The organism is Sporosarcina sp. NCCP-2331, from assembly GCF_023707945.1.
GTDB lineage: Bacteria > Bacillota > Bacilli > Bacillales_A > Planococcaceae > Sporosarcina > Sporosarcina cascadiensis.
This window is the reverse complement of record NZ_BRCD01000006.1, coordinates 104,718-127,151: the sequence shown is the minus strand read 5'-3', so window position 1 is coordinate 127,151 and position 22,434 is coordinate 104,718. Positions and strand designations below refer to the sequence as shown.

The window sequence follows — 22,434 nt, the reverse complement described above, 5'->3', positions numbered from 1 at the left end:
GCGTACTAAGTATGTCCGTAGTACAGGTTTAGGCAGGGAACATTTTAAATAGAGGATAGAGTATTCGATCGAGTGATACGAGATTGATCAAGGAGGAGAAGTTCTATGGAAAAGAAAATAGCAGTATTGCCGGGCGACGGCATAGGACCAGAGGTAATGGCAGAGGCTGTTCGAGTGCTGGAAGTGATCGGCAGACGCTTCAACCATACATTCCATACTGAGTATGGACTAATTGGCGGAGCTGCAATCGATGACAAAAATGATCCGCTTCCAAAAGAAACAATTGAATTATGTGAATCAAGTGACGCCATTCTCCTCGGAGCTGTAGGTGGTCCGAAGTGGGATCAGAATCCGTCTGAATTACGGCCGGAAAAAGGGTTGCTCGCAATTCGCAAACACTTTGATCTATTCGCGAACCTCCGCCCCGTTGCAGCTGTTCCTTCTTTAATCCATGCTTCTCCTCTAAAAGAAGACATTGTAAAAGAAGTCGATATGCTGATTGTGCGTGAATTAACCGGAGGACTTTATTTCGGTAAACCAAGCAGGCATACAGATCAATCTGCAGTAGACACACTGGTATACACACGTGAGGAAATCGAACGTATTGTCGACAAAGGTTTCGAACTGGCCCGGTTGCGTAAAGGTAAAGTAACCTCTGTGGACAAAGCGAATGTACTCGAGTCAAGTAAACTGTGGAGAAAAATTGTAGAAGAAAAGAAAGCTGATTACCCGGATGTTGAGGTGGAGCATCAGTTAGTGGATTCCTGTGCAATGAAGCTCATTACGAATCCGGCTGCATTTGACGTCATCCTAACGGAGAATATGTTTGGTGACATTTTAAGTGATGAAGCTTCCGTAATTACAGGATCACTCGGCTTATTGCCTTCCGCAAGTGTCCGCTCCGACGGATTAGGTCTATACGAACCGGTACACGGTTCAGCACCGGACGTGGCCGGCCAGGGCGTAGCCAATCCGGCAGCGGCAATTCTTTCAGTGGCGATGATGCTGAAGTATTCATTCGGACTGGAAACAGAAGCAGCAGCAGTAGAAAAAGCAGTAAATACAGTGTTCGAAGAAGGACACTTCACTGCAGACTTAGCCGGCAAAGACCAGCGCTCATTATCCACAAAAGAATGGACAGATAAAATCGTAGACGAACTGGACCTTCAGTTTGTGTCTAACAGCATTATGTATTCTTATATTTAATTATCAAAAGCGGAGACGGCCGTTTAGCTCCGACAGGCGTTGGAAGGATTACCATAAAGGCGTATTTTGCCTTTCTGGTAATCCTGAAACGACCCGAGGAGCTGGCCGTTGCAGCTGGATGAAACCAAAAGCGGAAAGCGCCGTCTAGCCTCGACAGGCGTTGGAGGGCTTATCGACAAGGTGCGCTCTTTGCAACTTTTCGAAAAGACCGAAACGACCCGAGAGGCTGGCGCTTGCAGCTGGATGAAACCAAAAGCGGAGACGGCTGTTTAGCTCCGACAGGCGTTGGAAGGATTACCATAAAGGCGTATTTTGCCTTTCTGGTAATCCTGAAACGACCCGAGGAGCTGGCCGTCGCAGCTGGATGAAACCAAAAGCGGAAAGCGCCGTTCAGCCTCGACAGGCGTTGGAAGTCCGACAAGAAAGGCGTCCTTTGCCTTTACTGACGGACTGAAACGACCCGAGAGGCTGGCGCTTGTAGCTAGATGAAACAGATCATATAGGCAATGGCTTGGAAGGAGAAACTATTATGGCAAAAACAATTATAGAAAAGATATGGGATCAGCATGTAGTTTACGAAGAGGAAGGAAAGCCGGATCTGTTGTATATTGATCTTCATTTAATTCATGAAGTGACATCACCGCAGGCATTTGAAGGCTTACGTTTAGCGAATCGTAAAGTGCGCCGTCCGGATCTTTGCTTCGCAACAATGGATCATAATGTCCCGACGAAAAACTTGCCGATCATCAACGACCCGATAGCGAAAAAACAAATTACAACTTTAGCGAAAAACTGTGAAGAATTTGGAGTTCAATTAGCTGATATGGAGCACCCGGATCAAGGAATCGTGCACATTATCGGACCGGAACTGGGCCTCACCCAGCCGGGAAAAACAATTGTCTGCGGTGACAGCCATACATCTACACACGGAGCTTTCGGAGCAATTGCGTTTGGAATCGGTACGAGTGAAGTGGAGCATGTACTTTCGACACAGACATTGTGGCAGAATAAACCAAAAACGATGGAGATCCGTGTCAACGGTAAAATCGGTTTTGGAGTTACTGCCAAAGATATCATTCTGGCCATCATTTCAAAATTCGGCATTGGCATAGGAACTGGCCATATTGTCGAGTATACAGGCGAAGCTATCCGCTCTTTGACAATGGAAGAGCGTATGACTATCTGTAATATGTCTATTGAAGCGGGTGCGAAAGCCGGCTTGATCGGACCTGATGAGACAACGATTGACTATCTGCGCGGACGCCGCTATGCTCCTCAAGGAGAAGAATTCGAAGCAGCGGCAAAACGCTGGATTGCGTTAAATACTGACGAAGGTGCAGAATACGATCAGGTACTCGAGATCAATGCAGATGAAATCGAACCTTTCGTTACATGGGGTACGAATCCTTCCATGGGATCCGGCATCTCTTCACATATACCTTCAACTGCTGATTACACGTCAGAGACTGACAAACAGGCTTTGCGTTCTGCACTTGAATATATGGGACTGGCAGAAGGAATGCCTCTTTCATCCATAGATGTCCAGCATGTGTTCATTGGATCATGTACAAACGCACGTCTAAGCGATCTGCAGGCAGCTGCTGATGTAGTAAAAGGAAAACATGTGCATCCTTCTGTAACAGCAATTGTTGTGCCAGGTTCACGAACGGTGAAGAAACAGGCGGAAGATATCGGCCTTTCTCAAATCTTTATGGATGCTGGATTCGAATGGAGAGAGTCAGGATGCAGTATGTGCCTTGCAATGAACGATGACGTAGTTCCGGCAGGGGAACGCTGTGCATCGACATCTAATCGAAACTTTGAAGGACGCCAAGGTGCCGGCTCCCGTACACATCTCGTCAGCCCGTCCATGGCGGCAGCTGCAGCAATTGCCGGTCATTTCGTAGATGTACGCGAAGTCGACGCAGCTGTGCATAATTAAGGAGGGGTAACAAATGGAACCAATTAATAAAATCGAGAGTGTACTCACTCCGTTAGATAAAAACAACGTAGATACAGATCAAATTATTTCAAAAGAATTCCTGAAGCGTATTGAGCGGACTGGTTTTGGAAAGTATTTATTCTATCACTGGAGATTCAATGCGGATGGTACGAAAAATGAAGAGTTCGTATTAAACGATCCGAACTTTGCAGATTCAACGATTCTGGTAGCACATGAAAACTTTGGCTGCGGTTCATCCCGTGAACACGCACCATGGGCGATATTGGACTATGGCTTCCGTGTAGTAATCGCGCCAAGTTTCGCAGATATCTTCCATAGCAACTGCTTCAAAAATGGTATTCTGCCAATTAAGCTGACAGTGGCTGAGGTAGATGAGTTTTTGGCAAAAGGCATGGATCAGCCGTACCGATTGACTATCAGCTTGGAAGATCAGACGGTAGCGGGCGAAGACGGAGAAGTCTACAGCTTCGACATCGATCCATATTATAAGAAGATGCTGCTGAACGGCTGGGATGAAATTTCCCTGACGTTCCAGTATGAAGATAAAATTACAGAGTACGAACAAAAACACGCCTAATCAGAGCCATCCACTTTTTGTGGGTGGTTTTTTAATGCATCTGTGTCTCTGCGGTGATTGTTCATGTTTCTCGACTTTGCATGAAGTTTGAATGGGTGTGTGTTTGCAGTTTAATCCCGCTTCTGCGCTAGGGGATTGCCTTACGCCATGAGCCAGCTGGCGAAGGGCGAAGCTACACGGATGATCATAGTATCCGCTCAAGCGCTCATAGCTCAGCCTCAGCCGCTCATACACACCGTCTGTGAGATCATTCGGCTCGGCCGCGTGATCATACCACAATCTGCTGTGATCATTGAACCAGCCTACGAGCTCATAGCCGTTCTGCAATTGGTTCTGAGCTGGTATGTGAAATGCAGGACATGTAGCTTTTCGGTATGTTGTGGATTTAGTTGGTGTGGTTTTCGTTTCAAGACTTTGCAAACGCATTGATAACAAGAATCTTAGCCTTTGCAGAATAATAAGTATTGCATGAAATACCTCACCTATTGTAATAGTCTAAAATAGTATGCTCATACTCTCCATCACATTAGAAGTATTGAAACACCTGCCAGTGTACCTTCGTTCCAGGCGGCCTAAGTTCGCCGCAAGTGCCTTAATTTCTGCAAAGGCCACAGAAATACGGCAAAGCGAACCCTTCGCTGTTCGCTTGGCTCACCGAGGTCCCTCCCGAAAGCGTCCGCCTGAAACGCAGGGAAACGGTCTCTCACCACTTACTGTCTTTTACCACAAAAAACTTCACTTCCACCATCTAGTCGCTTATCCCCGTTTTGTGTAGAAAGGGCGTAACAATTGTAAGGTTATGCTATAATTGTCGGAGTAATCTACATACTGTTACTATAAAATGCAGTGAATGGAGTGAAATAACAAAATGGTGAAAACACCTGGGATGAAGAAACTCATCATCTTCCCTTTACTCTTTGCGCTGCTGCTATTCATCGGACTGCCGCAGCAGAATGTCAAAGCAGAAATGAACCATCAGCGGTTCTCTGACGTCCACAATGAGTTCTGGGCGAAAGATGAAGTGATGCAGCTCGTTGACGAAGAAATTATTAACGGCTATCCTGACCTTCAATTTAGACCGAGCGTCAGCATAATGCGCGGACAGGCGGCCAACTTGCTGGCAGGTGCCTTAAAGCTGCCGGAAGCACCTTATCAGCCGGTCTTCAAAGATGTCAGTCCCAAATCCTCTCATCTGCGTGGAGCGATGGCGACTTATCAAGAAGGAATATTTGGCGGTAAACCGGACGGCACATTCGGAACCGGCGACCAGTTGACGCGAGAGCAGATGGCAAGTGTCATCGTACGAGCATTTAACTTGGAAGACACCGGGGAAGAAGTGCACTTCACTGATGACAAGAAAATCAGTGAATCACATAAATACGGTGTCAAGGTTCTGATGCAGCACGGAATTACGACAGGCAAGGAAGATGGTTCGTTCGACCCGAAGTCCCCTGTTAATCGTGCATCATTTGTCGTCTTCTTACATAGAGCAATGATCCAGGCGGGTTTATTGGAAGACAAAGAACCCATCACATTTAATGAACCGAAAACGATTGGGAAATTTGATCCGATCCGCTATGATCAGCAATTTGTAGAAGTACCGCTGACCAAGCAGGACAGAACGTTTTTGCGTTCCAATCACTATCTGCAGCTCGTCACAAAACGAGTTGAGCCGCACGGTCACGCGACTGACCACGTATATGTGTACGGGGTGAGCGGCATGAAAGCGACGCGTGTGACTGTCACGAAACGGGAACTTGGGAACGGCGACTACTTCGTGTTCACTGAGCTCCGCAATCCGCAGCGTCTGCCGATCCGCGTAGATCTGGTACAGATTGAGAACGGGATTGACAGCAACCGGCTTGAACCATACAGTAAATACCCAATGAAAAAAGATATTGATGAGACGTTTGGATTTGATATCGCCACTTCACCGATTGGAGTGCTGGAAACAGTATCTGATCAGGGAACGGGACAGCAAATGATAGCGAAGTCCTACCGTTCACGTGAGCTGGAGATGAATTACCAGAACGGCGCATCCAGTCATACACGGGAACTGCATGATGAAAAAGAAGCCTACAGTAATATTCAAATGGGGACAACACGTGTCTCCGTCTATGAACTGTATTCACGCGGATTTGATATCGTGGATCAATGGTATCTGGCTTCAGCAGAAAAACTATTCTCCAGCACTCAGCGCATGGATGCTTGGATGCATGAATCAGTAATTAATTATAAAAAACGCAATAAATGGTACACAGCGAACGGGCCATATAATAAAATGGCGACTACAATTGAACCGATGCCGGCTTCCGGACGAGGTTATGGCCGGAATCTATTGCTGGTGAAAGAAGATCGTGTCATGCTTCTTTATAATCAAACACAAGAACGATATTATGAAGATATTTTGCATAATTCATTTGCGAACCTGGCGATCTTCAGAGGTAAAAAAGCGTATTGGGAAACAGAAGTGACCAGTACGTATCTGAAGAATCTGTATAACTTCACAGCGCCGTTTGTCGATACGCGCTTCAATGAACAGATTGCCTTATTCCTTTATAACGGCGGGAAAGCATTTGGCCATAAAGATTACAATGAAGGCTTGCGCAATTACGCCAATTTATTGGTTCAGCAGCACAAAAACGGAAATGTCAGCGCGTTAACTAAGAGCGCCTATTATATTCCCGATTATTTCCCTGCAAAACAGCAAGTCCGTACACATACATCAATGAACCACTTGCTTGGCGGAATGAACATTTTGCTGCTTGCTTATCAGGAGTTTAAGGATCCGGTGTATTTACAGAATGCAACGGCTATTGAAAAGGCCATTGCTTTAGAAGAGAAGAAGTGGATCAGAAGCGATGGAGATATCTGGTACAAGCGTGCGCCGGACGGTTCGTTTGCCGGAAGAGACTACACTCACTTAACACTTGAAGATTTAATTCATTCGTATGAAAAGTGGTCTGAAGTGGACCCGACAAAGACAGTGGTATTCGAACGCATGATTAAGTCGAAAGCTAAATATTTAAATACAAATAAAAAAGGTTACACGACGAAAATTAAACAAGGGCTGGAGCGAATTCACATGTCTGAATTGCTGCCGGCAGGTGCGGAACATACTGACGCACTGTAAGAATAAAAATCAGGACCATCCGAGAAGTCATTTCATCAGACTTAGGGGTGGTCCTGTTTTGCGGTTAAATGAGAAAATAGAATGGTGCGGTGAACAACTGGTTTAGTGCGTTCCGTGAACTGTTTGGCTCGGGGGGCCAGGGGAAATGCGCGGCTCTGGATGAAACGTTTTGGTGCGGCTTGCTGCTTTTTTGGCGCGCTGTACTGCGACACTGTTAGACATTAATTAAAAAAAGCGTTTCGGGAGGCAATTACGGCTTCCAGAAACGCTTTATTTTGTTATTTAATAAGTGTAACCAAGTCTGAACGGATCCAGCCGTATGGTTCACTTGGTGACTGATAATCCGGATTTGTATCAGCCAGCACTTTATACCAAACGTAGCCGTCTGCACTGTTTGCGCGGTCTACAATGACGAGAGGATAGCCAAATGCTGAAAGCTCGCCGGGATGTTTTGCTTTGTATGAGAATAGGATATTGCTTGAATTGCGCACTTCCGGGCTTGTCCGAATATTAACATCGGCTGAACCTGTATAGGAAATGAAAGCAAGTTCTGCTTGATTGGCATCTTTATTGCCTAAATACTGATCGATTCTCCACATATGGCCTGCAATTTTGCTGCCCCAGAATGGATCGGAAGCATATTTCATATTGAAGCCGACTGCTTTATTACCTGGCACTGCACCATTGGCATACGCGCCGAACGGGTTAGCGTAATTCAAATTCATGTAGCGGCCAATGAATGCGTCGATACTTTTCGTCGGATCTGCATAGATTTCCCCTTTATCGGGAGAAGAATCGAATACACGGATGCCGAAGATATTGTTTTTAGTCTGCGCGTTGGCGCTCATTCCATAATCACTCTCATGGATTGCAGCCGCTAAGATGAACATTGCGTTGACGCCATGAAGTTTTTCCGAAGCTTTGATGTATGTGCCGAGACCGACTAACTTCGATGTCTTCGTTGCATTCTTATAGCGTGCGATTCCTGTCTGTTCGCGTCCGGCAAGAGCGGAAGCAATGAAACGATCCAGTTCTTGTCCTGTGTATGTGGAAGGCTGGCGTATTGACTGGAACTGGAAGTATGGATAATACTTCAATTCCGTACGGCTGCCGTTTTCTTTGAAGTGTACACCGTCATTGCTTGTATACGACTGGCCGCGCTTGAAGGCGGATGAAGCGGGACCTACCGTATATTCTGCGTATCTGCCTGTATACTTCTTCGTTTTGGCATCAAATGTACGGTAATACGGATAATGGACAAGCAATCCGTCATTTGTTACTTTATAGTAGCTCGAGCCTTCTGACAGCTGTGTCGGTACTAGGTCGACTTCACTATGTTTCGCATAGTATGTATAGCCGCCAAGTCCAACGATCACACGGTCTTCACTGCTGCCGATATAATCCATTTCATAGCCTTTTTGAATATAGGTTACTTCTTTCTTAAAGCTTGTGTCACTATATAAAGAAGTATATTGCTTTGGATTTTCTGCAGCAAATACTTGTCCAGATTTCATTTTAATAATTTTATTGTTCTGTGAGATAGCTTGCACAGAAGAGGACGCATTATACGAAGCTAATGCATCCTCGAATTTGGAAAATAACTGGTTTGTTGCCTGTAGCTGGCCATTTGAAATGGAGCTGATTTTATACACTTCTGGATCCACTGCATCGATCGGAGGAGCGTCTGGATCAGAAGGTTTCTTCTGGTCAGCAACTGCAAACATTCTGAACAAAAATGCAGATGCATGAGCGATCGTTGCATTATTTGTCGGTTTGAAATAGCCTTGGTCTCCACGGATGATGTTCAAGTTAGATGCAGCAGAAACCGCTCCAACAAAATTCGGGGAAATTTTCTTGCTGTCCTTAAATGTAACAGTTGTTGTTTGCACGGGAATGTTTAAGTAACGAAAAGCTTTGTAGATCATGCCCGCCATTTGTTGTCGGGTAATCTGCTGATTTGCCTTGAACGATCCATCCGGGTAGCCGCCGAGAATCCCTGCGCCTGCCGCGTTCTGAATTTCAATCGTACGCGAATTGCCGGCTTTTAGGTCTTTAAACGTAAATTTCGTAGAGACTGGCAACTCCAAAGAACGTGCCAGATAAGAAGCGAATTCGCCGCGTGTAACTGCCCGATCCGGAGAGACATTTCCTTTCGCATCGGTCTGAATTACACCTTTTCCGACCCAATAGGAAAGTTCCTCTGCCATTTGATGATCCTTAAAGTCATTTGCGCTTGCAACTGAAGCGAAAAACGGAGAAACTACAAGAAGCAGCAGTGTAAATAGTGTAAACCATCGTTTCAAATCAAAACCCCCTCTATAAATCTCCCACTATTGTAACAGAAAATGTTACTAGTAGTAAGTTGCTTTTGGCATATTAAGAGATTCATAGTATAGAAGAAAATCACTTTAATTCGAAAAGATGCAACGAAAGCTTTTACCATTACGTCTAAGATAGTGATATAATGCAACAAGGAACAAGCACGCGCAGAAAGGGATTTATAATCAAATGAATAAATGGATACAGCGAATAGAAAAACAGTCTACGGTTACTTTACTGATTGCAGTGGCAGTGTTGCTGATTGCCTTGCTTCTGCCTTCAAAAATAGCATTACTCGGAACGGCTTTATTTTTTGTCTTATTTTCTATCATACAGCCCCGGCAGAGCATTCTGTTTCTAGTGATTTATGTCAATATCAGGCCGTTCTTACTTGAAGTGAACAGCGGCACGAAATTGATAGGGGATCTGATTATATTGGTCGTCTTTGCTTGGACATTGTTCCGCTTCAGACACAATATCCGGTCGTTATTTACGTTCAAATGGTTTGAATGGGCGTATTTTGCCTTTATTTTATTCGGCTCTGTTGTCGGATTGATGAATGATGTCGCAACGACTGCGGTCATCTTCCAAATTCGGACTTTCATTATTATGTATTTGCTGTACTACACCATTTCACGGATGGCACTGACGAATGAATGGTTGAAGCAGCTTGCCTGGGTGACGGTGTGGCTCAATATTGTCATGTCATTGCACGGTTTGATTGAAAAATTATCACTGCGCCAGTTTTTACTGCCCGACGAGTGGAAGTATAAGGTATTGTCTGCGACGAATGCAGTGCGGATTTATGGTCTGACAGGGAATCCGAATTCATTGGCGTTATCTTTGTTTTTCGGCATCATCGGCGTGATTTACCTGCAGCACGTTTATCAGGCCAATAAATATAAATGGACGATGCGCATACTATTGGTACTATTTTTAGGAATACTAGTTCTGACATATTCAAGGGGCACATGGATTTCGGCAATCGTTTTCGGCGCGGTATTCATCTTAATGACGAGAAAATGGTATCTGCTGAAAAGGCTTGTATTGTCAGGCATTGTCTCGATTGTCCTGATCTATTATCCGGCCAATCTAGCGGTCCATTATATTCAGGAACTCGGTATGGATATCCAACAGCCAGGGCCTGGAAGCATCGGCGGCAGATTTGGCGAGACTTTTGACGAAAAGAACTTGGCGCTGATGACGGAAAGCGGACGTTTCTTCTATATAAGAAAAGGGTTCGAGATTTTCGGAGATCATCCTGTTACGGGGACGGGCTTCGGTTCATTTGGAGGATCTGCCACACTTTCGTACGGTTCACCGATTTATGATCACTACGGAATTAATTCCGATATTTACGGCGGCAAGTATTTCTATTCAGATAATCAATACATCCAGGTGATCGCGGAAACCGGCGTCATCGGCGTGCTGATCTTTGCGGTATTCCTGCTGGCCATGCTGCGGTATTTCTGGAAGGCGCGCCATACGAACTTTGGCGTCTTCATGATCGCCCTCTGGTTCTCAACCGGTGTCTCGGGCATGTATTATAATATCTGGGAGCTGAAGATGTACACCTTGTTCTACTTCATTCTCCTGGGCACATTCACAGCCCTCGCCAGAATCCAATCAAATACTTCACAAACTGCGGACAAGTAACATCATCCGCAGTTTTTCTTTGGTTAATACTTGGTGTGGTAGATAAGGAGCCGTTTCCCTGCGTTCCAGGCGGACGCTTTCCGCGGGGCGCGGATGAGCCGCTTCCTCCGCTGCGCTCCGTCCAGGGCCTCATCATTCGCGCTAGACCCCGCAGGAGTCGCCGCCTTCCACTCCGGTGCACTGGCATGGAATTCTGTGCAAATTACGTGTAATTTCTAAAATGAAATAGATGGAAATATTTATATAGCGTGTACTTATCGATTTTATTGGCAAAGGTCTTAAATCAAAATGGTTATCGCTCTGTACTCAGTTAAAATACCTTATATTTCCTAGTCTCTAATTTACATAAACTAACTTGTTTTAGTCATTTATCATACTTTGATCAAAGGACCATGCACTTACAAAGTATTGATAAGAATACTAATGTACCGGAGTGCAGGGCGGCGACTCTGGGAGGATCAGCCCGACAGGTGATGACAACTTAGGGGAGCGCAGCGACCAAGTTGGCTCACCGCGGGCCCGCAAGACACGCGTCCGCCCGGAACGCAGGGAAACGGCATGCCTTCACTTACCTCTTACCACCTCATCACCTGCAAAAAACAATACAAAATCAAAGAATCTAACATTTTTCGTCCTAACGTTACATAGTAATCTCCTATTCGATTTGGTAAACTATAGAATGAATTGAAATAGGAAGGATGGAGTTGCGTTATCAATCAACAAAATTTGCTGTCACGCACAAAACGGAACATTGCAGTGACCGCTATGTCAGCAGCTATGCTCATATCTTTACCGCTTGGAGCATCAGCCAACACGAAAACCGTCACTAGTTACCCAGTTTCTTCAGGAGTCAAATATACTCAAAACACATATTCCGGAAGCAGTTACATAAATCACCTAGCTGTAGACCTTGGAGATCCATATACAAAAATCAAAATGGGTGTCCCTTCGCCGCTAGCCAAAACAGCGCCTACACTTACATTAGCAAACCGTGATTCAAAAGAAGGAAACCGTGTAGTAGGAGCGGTCAACGCTTCATTCTTTGACATGAAAACCGGCATGCCGATGTACTTGCTGTCCCAAGGAAATGAAATTGTCAACGGCGGAGTAATTTCTAGCTCCAACTCCTACTACGTGAGCCATCCGATTGCGTTTGGTGTCACAAAGGACGGCAAGGCGGAAATCGACAACTTTAATTTAGGCATTCAAGTAGATGTGAATGGCAATACCTATCAAATGACAGGCCTCAATCGCGAGCGCCAGGCAGATGAAACGATTATCTTTACACCGCAGCACGTCAAAAATACGACGGGTTCCAATGAATTCGGAACCGAGCTCGTTGTAGAAACAGATTCTGCAATTAAGTCTACTCACTACGGACAAAAAACGCAGGGGAAAGTCGTGCAAGTCCGTGGCTATGGAGAGAAGGCGCCAATTAAGATCCCTTCCAACGGCTTTGTCATTTCTGTCCACGGCAAGAAAGGTCTGGATCGCTTTAAGTCAGTAAATGTCGGAGATGCAGTTTCATTGAATCTATCAATCGATGACAAATGGAAAGATTCCGAGTTCATGATGGCGAGCGGACCAATGCTGGTAAAAGACGGAAAGCGTCATATTACAATGGACACAAATAACTGGCGTGCAACGGCTAGAACAGCCAGAACCGCGATCGCCATCAGTAAAGATAAGAAGCAGGTTCATTTGGTGACTGTAGATTCACGTTCAGGCTACAGTAATGGCATGACATTAACACAGTTCGCCAACTACCTGGTTTCTCAAGGGTACGACCGCGCATTGAATTTTGACGGCGGCGGATCCACGACGATGGGCATCCGTAATTACGGCAGCAATCAAGTGGTCCTGGCCAACCGTACTTCAAATGCGAGTCAGCGCAATATCTCTGCAATTGTAGAAGCAGTGAGCACCGCGCCGACCGGTGAACCGGCTATTGTCAGTGTATCACGTTCGAAAATTGGTGATATGCTGGTTGGCGCAACGGCAGATTTTAAAATTAATCATGTGCTGGATGCCCACTACAATCCTATTACACCGATCGCGTCTCAGGCGAAAACGACTTCCACTAAAGGAACTGTCGAAGGTACAGGTCTGACTTATAAAGCAGTAAAAGCAGGCGATGACCGAATCATTGTGAATTACGGTACCGCAAAGCAATCATTCCCTGTTAAAGTGGTTGCAGAGCCGGCTAGACTGACGGTGAAATCATCTGCCACAAGCGTTAAGCCTGGAGGTAAGATTAATTTTACAGCTACACCGGCTGACGCAGCGGGCAAACCGATCATCTATAATGCCAATCAATTAACTTGGAGTGTGACAGGTGATATCGGATCTGTTACAGCAAATGGCATCTTCACTGCCAGCAAGGCTGGCAAGGGCCAGGTTAATGCAACGCTTGGAACCAAAACGATTGCAGTGCCGGTCGAAGTGAAGTCCAATGCGACAACTAATCCAACGCCTAATCCGACACCGCCGTCAGGTAATGAAAAGCCGGACGTAACAAAACTATTTAAAGACGTACCATTATCGTACGCTTATGCAACAGAGATCTATTATTTACGCGACCAGAGTGTCATTAACGGAGACATCGACGGCAAATTTAATCCCGGCGATACGTTATCCAGAGAGCATGCAGCTGTCATTTTAAGCCGTGCTTTTAACTTGGAACCGACAGAAAATGCGAAACACAGCTTCAGTGATGTGCCGAAAAGCCATCGTTATTATAATGAAATCAATGCCATCGCAAATGCGAATATAGTAGGCGGCCATGCAAATGGAACTTTTGATCCGAAAGGCGAGCTTACCCGTTCTCAAATGGCAATGATTTTGGTAAAAGCTTATAAGCTGGAAGGGGAGTCTGCCAAGAAATTTAACGACGTATCCCCTCAGCACGGTGCATATAAACAGATTCATATTCTGGCGAACCACGGAATTACAACGGGGAATGAAAAAGGGAAATTCATGCCTGGTCTTCCGGTCAACCGTGCACAATTCAGTGCCTTCCTTTATAGAAGCATGAATTTGTAAATGAAGTATGAAGCCTCTAGATCAATGGGATATATGTTGATTTGGAGGCTTCTCTTTCATTTGGATACAATAAAAAAGAAGGCTCTGCTATACTTAAAGCAAATGATCTGAAAAGGATGTATGAAAGTGAAAATAGGAATCGTAGGCAACTATGGGAATGACAATAACGGAGATGAAGCAATTTTACTGAGCATCATTACTCAAGTGAAGAAAGTGTTCCAGGTTCCAAGCGACGTCATTACGGTGTTCAGTAATAATCCGAAACAAACAGCGAAACGCTATCAGGTGATGAGTGCACCGCTATATTATAAAAAGGGCAATGCGGTGAAAACATTCGGTGCGACTTATATGAACAACAGGAAAGTCGTGAAGACATTTGATCTTCTCATTATCGGCGGCGGCGGGATTCTGATGGATCTGTATAAGCGGGAAGCACCTTTATACGGATCGTATGCGATGATGGCGAAAAATGCCGGTGTGCCTTATGTCATTTATGGCTGCGGCGCCGGTCCGCTGAGCAGCGATTTAGGGAAATGGTTTATTCGGTATATGAGCAGGCATGCGCACAGCATTTCCGTGCGCGATCCGGAATCTGCAGATTTATTGAAGTCTGTAGGTGTAAAGAAAGAAGTACAGGTAATCGGAGATCCGGCATTTTCTTTGAAAAGAGAACGGAAAGAGTCATCGGAGAAACCGATAAAAATCGGGGTAACCGCAGTTCCGTATTATCATGGCGGCTATTGGCCGGAGAGTAAAGAAGAAATCTATCAACAGTATATAGAAGGAATGGCCAGGAATCTTGACGCGCTCGCTGCTGCACGTCCGGTTGAGATTACTTTTTTTGCTACAAAATTCCCGCAGGACGCGGACGTAACGAAGGATATTCAAGCTTTAATGAAGGAAGCCGATCATACAACCGTCATCGACCAAAATCTCCTGCCTGATGATTTGCTGGATATTACGGCATCTCAGGACTTGGTGATCGGGACAAGACTGCATTCACTAATCTTAGCGACATGTACGGCAACACCGGTAATCGCGGTCTGCTACCATCACAAAGTGACGGACTTCATGAAGCTTGCGAATTTGGGGAATGTGGCGGTTCCGATCGGAGACATGCATCAATCGGATGAACACTTCACCAAGGCATACGAATATTTAGCGGGAGACTGGAAGAAAACTTGTGAAGAGACGGCGCAACTTTCTGAGAAATTATATGAAGAAGCAATGAGCGGTACACGTCAATTTACCGAAGCAATCAAAAAAAACGTATGAAACTGAAATTCAGTTTCATACGTTTTTTCTTTACTCAAAATCCCAGCATGGAGCGCACTTCATTTATATAAGTCTGACTGACGGGAAGTTCTGTGCCGTCTACCAATGTAATGACGAGGTTGGAAGAAAAATCCCTTGAAATTTTTTCAATACCGTTCATGTTGATAATATAAGAGCGGTGGATCCGTAAAAAGAATCTTGGCAGACGGAGCTGCAGGTCTTTTAAAGTAAAACTAATATTATAATGATCGGCATTCGTATAGAACCAAGTTTTTTTATGCAGGCTCTCCACATATGTTACCTGTTCTATAGGAATCGGATACCATTCATCTTCCCGTTTGCCGGTCAAAAATTGAAGCTGATCCCTCTTCAGCACATGGAAGTTCGGCGGGAGGATAATGATCAGTGCACCCGGTTCCCCTTTGACATCAATGGGGTAGCCCATCCCGAAATAAGACATTCCGTAAAGTGTATTATCCATTACTACCTCTACTTTACGTCTTTCTTTAATCGTCACTTCTGCAATGCTGCCTGCCTGGATATCCTGTCCTTCTTTTAAATGAATGTCATGCATGCCTGGATCATAATAGATGTAACGATCCTTGATCGCGATCGCAATAGAGGCATCTTTAGGCACCCAATCATCTAAAATCGTTGCGTATTGATTCAGAATTTTCTTTGGGATATCAACATTTTCCATAGATTCACATAAACCCCTTTGTTTATAGTTTCAACCCATTCTCTTTCCTTTTCATCCATTCTACCATTCTTTCATCCGCTAAAAAAGCCTTTTTGTCGAAATGAACTGACAATTCTGATGCGCTGTTATATAGTAATACATAACGAAGATAACTGTTATGAAACAGTTGTAACGGTTACACGTTTAAAAAAGGGGAAGGTGTGAAGAATATGTCAACAAGACAAGAACAAATTGCACAACTGGAGAAAAGCTGGGCTGAGGATAGCCGTTGGAAAGGGATCAAACGCAACTATACTGCTGAGGACGTCGTAAAGCTTCGCGGATCACTGCTGATTCAAAATACACTGGCTGAAAAAGGAGCTGCACGCCTTTGGAAATCTCTTCATGAAGAAGATTTCGTCAATGCACTGGGGGCTTTGACAGGGAATCAGGCAGTACAGCAGGTTAAAGCCGGTCTGCAGGCAATTTATCTGAGCGGATGGCAAGTTGCGGCTGATGCAAACCTTGCAGGACAAATGTATCCTGACCAAAGTTTATATCCGGCAAACTCTGTACCTGCAGTTGTTAAACGCATCAACCAGGCACTTCAGCGTGCTGACCAGATCGACCATGCAGAAGGCCGTGAAGACGGATTTGACTGGTTCGCACCGATCGTAGCGGATATGGAAGCTGGTTTTGGGGGACCGCTTAACGTATTCGAATTAATGAAAGGCATGATCGAATCAGGTGCTGCAGGTGTTCACTTGGAAGACCAATTGGCTTCTGAAAAGAAATGCGGACACTTGGGCGGTAAAGTACTTCTTCCGACTCAAAACGCAGTCCGCAACCTGTCTGCTGCACGTTTAGCTGCTGACGTACTGGGTGTTGATACAGTAATCATCGCTCGTACAGATGCTGATGCTGCTGATATGGTTACTAGCGATATCGATCCAGTAGATGCAGAGTTCTTGACGGGAGAGCGTACGCCTGAAGGATTCTATAAATCTAAGCCGGGTATCAAACAAGCAATCGCACGCGGACTTGCTTATGCAGAATACGCTGACCTGGTATGGTGTGAAACTTCTCACCCGTCACTTGAAGAAGCACAGGAATTCGCAGATGCAATCCACGCGAAGTTCCCTGAAAAAATGTTGGCATACAACTGTTCACCTTCATTCAACTGGAAAGCGAACCTGGATGATGCAACAATTGAAAAGTATCAGGTTGAGCTTGGTAAAATGGGATACAAGTTCCAGTTCGTTACACTTGCAGGTTTCCACACATTGAACCACAGCATGTTCGAATTGGCACACGGCTACAAAACTCGCGGCATGGGCGCTTACTCAGAGCTTCAGCAGGCGGAGTTTGATAATGAAGTAAAAGGCTACACAGCTACTCGTCACCAGCGCGAAGTGGGCACGGGCTACTTTGACGAAGTTGCACAAGTAATCTCTGAAGGTCAATCTTCAACAACTGCTATGTCTGGTTCTACTGAAACAGCACAGTTTTAATTGACTGAAGGAACCGCCGAATGTGACTTTGGGGAATTTCACGTTCGTTTAAATAAAAGGGGTATTTATATGATAACGGGGTCACCTCATCTTCCAGTAGATGTCGTGAGAGGGGGAGGGAATTGGATGCGAGTCCAATTCTCTTCTTTTAATTCGTTTGAAAAATTCTGTTAGTTTGCTATTATTAAAGGCAGGTACTTGATGAGGAGGAACTAGATGATGAGAAATGAAGAAATGCTGTTAATCCCGGGGCCGACGCCCGTAGTAGATTCCATTTATGATGCAATGACGAGAGAAACACGATCGCATACAGATCCGCGTTTCGTCCAGATCTATAAACATACGATTGACCAGACTCGAAAAGTTTTCAATACCGGCGGAGAAGTCTTCGTCGTAGCGGGCTCAGGCACGATTGCAATGGAAATGGCCATCGTCAACACGATTGCAGAAGGAGAAAAACTCCTCGTGGTTAGTCAGGGCTATTTTGGTGACCGTTTTATTAAGCTGGGACAGGCTTTCGGTATTGCAGTCGAGGTATTGCAGTCGGAATGGGGACAGCAGGTTTCTCCTGAAGAGATTGATCGAAAACTGGGAGAAGGGAATTACAAGGCCGTTACGGTCACGCATGCTGACACTTCTACTGGTGTAGCAGCTGACTTGGAAGCGATCGTACCGGTCATCAAGAAGCACGGCGCGTTAGTAATTGTCGACGGTGTCTGTGCGACAACGGCGATGGATGAAGATATGAGCAGGGAATATGGCGGAGCGGGCAATACACTGGATATTGTCTTAACGGGATCACAAAAAGCGATCGGCGTGCCTCCGGGTCTCGCGCTCGTTGCCTTTAATCAGTCTGCTTTGGACGCGCGTGCGGCAATGAAAAGAGTGCAGGCGTATTACTGTGATATCTATAACTGGATTCCTGTTATGCATGACCCGTCTAAATATTTTGCGACACCTGCCGTGAATCTGATTTATGGGTTGGAAGAAGGGCTGCGCATCGTACTAGACGAAGGCATGGAAGAGCGCATCAAGCGCCATAAAGCATTCGGCCGTGCAGTGCGACAAAGTTTGGCTGTGTATGGCATGAAAGCACTGGCATCTGAAGAAGTGGCAGCACCGACATTAAGCTGTATTCAATATCCGGAAGGCGTGGACGATGCGAAATTCCGTGCAGCCATGGCGGATAAGGGCACGATCCTTTCCGGTTCATTGGCACATCTGGCAGGCAAAGCGTTCCGTATCGGGCATATGGGTAACACCACTGCGGATATGCTGGAGAAAGCCGTCATGCAGATTGGCGAGACGCTGAATGAAATGGGGCACACAGTGGATATCGCCAAGGCCCAGCAAGTGTTTGCGAATGAAATCAGTCAGGTAACTGCATGAGAAAAAGCCGGAAAGGGAGAAAAAATCTCTCTTCCGGATTTTTTTGTAATTCAGCTTTCATTGCCAGAGAATCTTAAGGCAGTTTAAAGATAGGTAATTGGGTAGAAGACCGTTCCCCTGCGTTCCAGGCGGACGCGTGTCTTACGGGCCCGCGGTGAGCCAAGCGAACAGCGAAGGGTTCGCTTTGCCGTATTTCTGCGCTCTTTGCAGAAATTAAGGCAATACAGAGTTCCTTCTGCACGCTATTTTCGCTTCGCTCCCTTTATTTGTCTCACCTGTCGGGCTGATCCTCCCCGAGTGGTATTAGCCGCGGGCTCACACGAAGTGAGTCATGCAACCGTTGCCGCAGGACGCGGCGTACTTAGGTTGCCTTCCACTCCGGTACACTGGCTGGTGTTTTAATACTATTTGTGCAAGAAGGTAGTATGAGCATAATATCTGAGACTATTACGATAGGTAAGGCGTTTCATGCAATACTTAGCATTCTGCAAAGGCTTAGATTTTTGTGATCAATGCGTTTGCTAAGTAGAGACGAAACTACGCCAACTTAACTCACACTCTGCCAAAAAGCAGCATGACATACATTCTCCACGCCAGCGAAGGCGCAACTGCGGGGTAGGCCGTTGTGATGAGACTGGTGGCACGCTCTTTGCCAGTAGGCTCATCACCTAAGGCAATCCCCCAGCGCCGGAGCGAGCTTAAACTGCAAACACACACTCCATTTAATCTACCTGCAAAGTCGAGCAACGGAAACTACGCCAACTATGTCGAAGGACCTTGATTAGGGTAACTTTTCATTTCATAAAAAAACTCTCAAGCAGAGGCTTGAGAGGGAAACTGAATTAGTTTTTGCTGTAATACTGGTGAAGACCAGTGTAGATCGCATCTGCGTAAATGTCTGCATACTTGTCGCTTGTCAGTTTTGCATAATCAGCTGAATTCGTCAGGAATCCAAGCTCAACAAGAACTGCCGCCACGTTGTTGTTGCGAATAACATAGAAACGATTATTCTTCACACCGCGGTCGACCATATTGGCTTTCTGCACAATATTGCGCTGAATGAAAGTAGCTAAATCACGGCTTTCTGTCGCATTCGGGTTTGCGGAAGAATCATAATAGGTTTCAGCACCGCTTGCAGAAGAACCTGCAGAGTTGACGTGAATGGCGACAAACGCTTCGGCGTAATTCTTTTTCGCAAATTCCGTTCTTGCTTCCAATGAATAATACTTATCAGTTGAACGTGTCATCAAAACTTTAGCGCCGGCATTTTTCAGCTTCGCTTCCAGCTTCTTTGAAACTTTTAAGGTAATTGCTTTTTCTGTTTGACCGTTCTTGCCGGTACCAGGGTCATGTCCGCCATGTCCTGCATCTACGACAATGACCCGGTCACGCAATGGGTTGCCAGTTTGATTCAAGAGTTTCAAATAAGACTTGTGTACATAGCCCACTTTGCCATCGTAATTGATTTTTGCCCAGTATCCGGAAACAGATAAGACTTGTACTTTTTTTCCGGTACTCAGCTTATCGATTGTTGCAGCACTTGAATTACCTGCTGAACGAACGTTAAGATTGTTTACTGTTACTTTACCCATTAATTTAGCCGTCGGGGCAGGGTCAGGCTTGCTGACAGGGGGAGCCGGTTCGCTTGGCTTCGATTCTTCCAAATTGCCTGTAGTATAATTTTCGCTGATATAGCCAACCTTGCCATTCAGGCTCACTTTCAACCAAGTACCTGTGCTTCCTGTTACTTCAACAACCACTCCGTTAGCCAGAGTACCGATGATAGAAGAGGTAGCTGATGGAGATGAACGAACATTTAAAGGATCTTTGTCATTGCCAGTATCCACTTTTACATATCGGACACTGGATTGCTGATCCGGTGTTTTTACTGTTAAAGCGAATTGCTTATCCATTGCACGTGCAATGAAAAGGGCAAATTGAGAACGTGTTAATTTGTCGCTTGGCAGGAACTTTTTATTGTCGCCCTGTGTGATGCCCGCGTAGTACAGGCCGTTGATGCGTTCTACATATTTGTGTTTGGTTACATCTGTTAATACTAAAGGTTTCTGACTGGTTACCTTTTCTGATAAATTGAATGCTTCAGAGAGAGCGTATGCCATTTCGTCGCGTTTGATTTCTTCATTCGGATTGAAGCGGCTGCCATCTGAGAACTGAAAATATCCTTTTTGAATCGCGATGTTTGCAAATTTGTATTGCTCATCGCTGGGATCTAAACCGTCAATCTTCATGTCTTCTTTGACTGGTGTATTTTGCTCGCCTTTCGCAATAACCAGCATTTTTGCAACGTGAGCACGTTTTAAGTTATCTTTTGGATTAAATTTAGCAGATTGATTAACAATTCCTTTTTCGGCTATGTAATGAACCTCTTTAAAATATTCGCGTTCGGCGGGTACGTCGGAAAACTTGAAACTTGCCAAGGACTGAAGAGGTGAGAGAACTAAGATGGTAAGTAGCAGCACGGTTGTTGCTGCCCATTTAAACTGATTCATGGAATCCTCCTTAAATATACTAGCTTGATAGACTCAGTGTAACAGCGGTGGAAAATAATTACTAGATGTTTTCGACAGTGTTCGGAAAATAGTAACTTTGCCCGGGATGTTTCGTCTTAATTAGACAAAACCGAATGTCCTCTAATAGAACATCCGGCGTGTTACTTACTTATTAATACGATCAATGAATTTGTTCAATTGTGCAGCAGTCACTTTATCTTCTAAACCGAATGTGCCGTCTCCATAACCAGTTGTGATGTTGTGATGATAGAGAATGTTGATATATTCAGTTGCCCAGTGGCCAGCAGGAACATCTTTAAAGTTTGCCTGCGCAGATCCGTGAAGGTCGAAAGCTTGTACTAAAACTTTCGCCATTTGAGCACGGGTCAATTCGCCGTCCGGCATGAAATTACCTTGGTCGCCTGAGAAGATATTCGCTTCTGCAACCGCTGCGATTGCAGCATAGTTTGGATTTGATTCATCGACATCATTAAATGTTACGTTTGCTGAAGCTGTATCGAGCTGGAGCGTCTCGGCAAGTTCTTTCGCGACTTCAGCGCGGCTTGCGTAAACTACTTCTTTCACAGGAGCTGCAGCAGCAACCATTTTCTCGTCATCGAAACTTGCTACCCGGCGTGCGCCGATATAACGGCTGCCCCAGTAGTATGGATCGTTCAATGAAGTGACCGTGACGCCTTTACTTGTAGAAGCGTGGATAAAGTTATTCGAACCGGCGTATACACCAACGTGGGAAACACCGCGTCCTGTCGTATTGAAGAAAACTAAATCTCCAACTTGCAGATTGTTTTTTGAAACGGAAGTACCTGTAGAGAATTGCTGTCCCGTTGTGCGTGGAACAGAATGCCCTTCTTTTTTAAATACATATTGTATGTAACCTGAGCAGTCAAATCCCGATGGAGTCGTTCCTCCATAAACATACGGAGTTCCCATATGTGTGCGCAAAGAGCTGATTAGTGACGTAGATGAGTTTGCAGAAGCAAATTCTGGTGCAAGTGAAAAGAAAAGTAGACTCGCAAAAACCAGAGACAAAAGACGTTTCATGCTATTCTCGTATTCCCCTTTCGCACAATCAACTGTTGTGCTTTGTAATCTACGAATATATTAGCACGGATAAACGTGTTTTTTGTTACATTTACATTACAAGAGCATTACA

At 45.2% G+C, this 22,434-nt stretch carries 13 protein-coding genes; 9 read left to right on the top strand and 4 right to left on the bottom strand.

Going from position 1 to position 22,434, the window contains the following annotated elements:
• Nucleotides 1–105 precede the first annotated feature (105 nt).
• The 4 genes from leuB (at nucleotide 106) to NCCP2331_RS05330 (ending at nucleotide 6,879) form a co-directional block, all read left to right on the top strand.
• Nucleotides 106–1,206 (top strand): 3-isopropylmalate dehydrogenase, encoded by a 1,101-nt coding sequence (gene leuB / locus NCCP2331_RS05345; protein ID WP_153722076.1) that lies wholly within the window; start codon nucleotides 106–108, stop codon nucleotides 1,204–1,206.
• A 529-nt stretch (nucleotides 1,207–1,735) separates the two neighbouring features.
• Complete coding sequence (leuC, locus tag NCCP2331_RS05340; protein WP_251669077.1) at nucleotides 1,736–3,148, top strand: 3-isopropylmalate dehydratase large subunit; 1,413 nt, start codon at nucleotides 1,736–1,738, stop codon at nucleotides 3,146–3,148.
• A 13-nt stretch (nucleotides 3,149–3,161) separates the two neighbouring features.
• Nucleotides 3,162–3,746 carry a 3-isopropylmalate dehydratase small subunit gene (gene leuD, locus NCCP2331_RS05335; protein WP_251669074.1) on the top strand — a complete coding sequence of 195 codons (585 nt, stop codon included), beginning with the start codon at nucleotides 3,162–3,164 and terminating at the stop codon, nucleotides 3,744–3,746.
• Between the two features lie 868 nt (nucleotides 3,747–4,614).
• Nucleotides 4,615–6,879 (top strand): S-layer homology domain-containing protein, encoded by a 2,265-nt coding sequence (locus NCCP2331_RS05330; protein WP_251669072.1) that lies wholly within the window; start codon nucleotides 4,615–4,617, stop codon nucleotides 6,877–6,879.
• 278 nt (nucleotides 6,880–7,157) lie between these two features.
• Here the strand turns inward: NCCP2331_RS05330 and NCCP2331_RS05325 are convergent, their stop codons facing one another.
• Nucleotides 7,158–9,182 carry an S-layer homology domain-containing protein gene (locus NCCP2331_RS05325; RefSeq protein ID WP_251669070.1) on the bottom strand — a complete coding sequence of 675 codons (2,025 nt, stop codon included), beginning with the start codon at nucleotides 9,180–9,182 and terminating at the stop codon, nucleotides 7,158–7,160.
• Nucleotides 9,183–9,387: 205 nt separating this feature from the next.
• Here NCCP2331_RS05325 and NCCP2331_RS05320 point away from each other — a divergent pair, with 205 nt between their 5' ends.
• From NCCP2331_RS05320 to NCCP2331_RS05310, 3 genes are all read left to right on the top strand, one after another.
• Nucleotides 9,388–10,854, top strand: a complete 1,467-nt coding sequence (locus NCCP2331_RS05320) for an O-antigen ligase family protein (RefSeq protein WP_251669068.1) — start codon at nucleotides 9,388–9,390, stop codon at nucleotides 10,852–10,854.
• 765 nt (nucleotides 10,855–11,619) lie between these two features.
• Nucleotides 11,620–13,896 (top strand): phosphodiester glycosidase family protein, encoded by a 2,277-nt coding sequence (locus NCCP2331_RS05315; RefSeq protein ID WP_251669067.1) that lies wholly within the window; start codon nucleotides 11,620–11,622, stop codon nucleotides 13,894–13,896.
• A 126-nt stretch (nucleotides 13,897–14,022) separates the two neighbouring features.
• Nucleotides 14,023–15,171, top strand: a complete 1,149-nt coding sequence (locus tag NCCP2331_RS05310) for a polysaccharide pyruvyl transferase family protein (protein ID WP_251669066.1) — start codon at nucleotides 14,023–14,025, stop codon at nucleotides 15,169–15,171.
• Between the two features lie 34 nt (nucleotides 15,172–15,205).
• Here the strand turns inward: NCCP2331_RS05310 and NCCP2331_RS05305 are convergent, their stop codons facing one another.
• Nucleotides 15,206–15,871: a LytTR family DNA-binding domain-containing protein gene (locus NCCP2331_RS05305; RefSeq protein ID WP_153722083.1), complete on the bottom strand. Its 666-nt coding sequence runs from the start codon at nucleotides 15,869–15,871 to the stop codon at nucleotides 15,206–15,208.
• A 209-nt stretch (nucleotides 15,872–16,080) separates the two neighbouring features.
• On the opposite strand from NCCP2331_RS05305, the gene aceA reads away from it, so the two are divergent.
• Nucleotides 16,081–17,361, top strand: coding sequence for an isocitrate lyase (gene aceA, locus NCCP2331_RS05300; protein ID WP_251669065.1), 1,281 nt, complete (start codon nucleotides 16,081–16,083; stop codon nucleotides 17,359–17,361).
• 219 nt (nucleotides 17,362–17,580) lie between these two features.
• On the top strand, nucleotides 17,581–18,750 hold the full coding sequence (locus NCCP2331_RS05295) for a pyridoxal-phosphate-dependent aminotransferase family protein (RefSeq protein ID WP_251669102.1): 1,170 nt from the start codon (nucleotides 17,581–17,583) through the stop codon (nucleotides 18,748–18,750).
• A gap of 842 nt (nucleotides 18,751–19,592) precedes the next feature.
• Here NCCP2331_RS05295 and NCCP2331_RS05290 read toward each other — a convergent pair.
• Together NCCP2331_RS05290 and NCCP2331_RS05285 are read right to left on the bottom strand one after the other, a co-directional pair.
• Nucleotides 19,593–21,260 (bottom strand): N-acetylmuramoyl-L-alanine amidase, encoded by a 1,668-nt coding sequence (locus NCCP2331_RS05290; protein ID WP_251669064.1) that lies wholly within the window; start codon nucleotides 21,258–21,260, stop codon nucleotides 19,593–19,595.
• A gap of 165 nt (nucleotides 21,261–21,425) precedes the next feature.
• The gene (locus NCCP2331_RS05285; RefSeq protein WP_153722086.1) at nucleotides 21,426–22,322 is read right to left on the bottom strand and encodes a C40 family peptidase; all 897 of its coding nucleotides are present in this window, start codon (nucleotides 22,320–22,322) and stop codon (nucleotides 21,426–21,428) included.
• Nucleotides 22,323–22,434 lie beyond the last annotated feature (112 nt).

What these genes read in the sequence shown, in the direction of transcription:
- leuB (WP_153722076.1), top strand. Translation starts at nt 106, where the DNA reads ATGGAAAAGAAAATAGCAGTATTGCCGGGCGACGGCATAGGACCAGAG.
- leuC (WP_251669077.1), top strand. Translation starts at nt 1,736, where the DNA reads ATGGCAAAAACAATTATAGAAAAGATATGGGATCAGCATGTAGTTTAC.
- leuD (WP_251669074.1), top strand. Translation starts at nt 3,162, where the DNA reads ATGGAACCAATTAATAAAATCGAGAGTGTACTCACTCCGTTAGATAAA.
- NCCP2331_RS05330 (WP_251669072.1), top strand. Translation starts at nt 4,615, where the DNA reads ATGGTGAAAACACCTGGGATGAAGAAACTCATCATCTTCCCTTTACTC.
- NCCP2331_RS05320 (WP_251669068.1), top strand. Translation starts at nt 9,388, where the DNA reads ATGAATAAATGGATACAGCGAATAGAAAAACAGTCTACGGTTACTTTA.
- NCCP2331_RS05315 (WP_251669067.1), top strand. Translation starts at nt 11,620, where the DNA reads ATGTCAGCAGCTATGCTCATATCTTTACCGCTTGGAGCATCAGCCAAC.
- NCCP2331_RS05305 (WP_153722083.1), bottom strand. Translation starts at nt 15,871, where the DNA reads ATGGAAAATGTTGATATCCCAAAGAAAATTCTGAATCAATACGCAACG.
- aceA (WP_251669065.1), top strand. Translation starts at nt 16,081, where the DNA reads ATGTCAACAAGACAAGAACAAATTGCACAACTGGAGAAAAGCTGGGCT.
- NCCP2331_RS05295 (WP_251669102.1), top strand. Translation starts at nt 17,581, where the DNA reads ATGAGAAATGAAGAAATGCTGTTAATCCCGGGGCCGACGCCCGTAGTA.
- NCCP2331_RS05290 (WP_251669064.1), bottom strand. Translation starts at nt 21,260, where the DNA reads ATGAATCAGTTTAAATGGGCAGCAACAACCGTGCTGCTACTTACCATC.
- NCCP2331_RS05285 (WP_153722086.1), bottom strand. Translation starts at nt 22,322, where the DNA reads ATGAAACGTCTTTTGTCTCTGGTTTTTGCGAGTCTACTTTTCTTTTCA.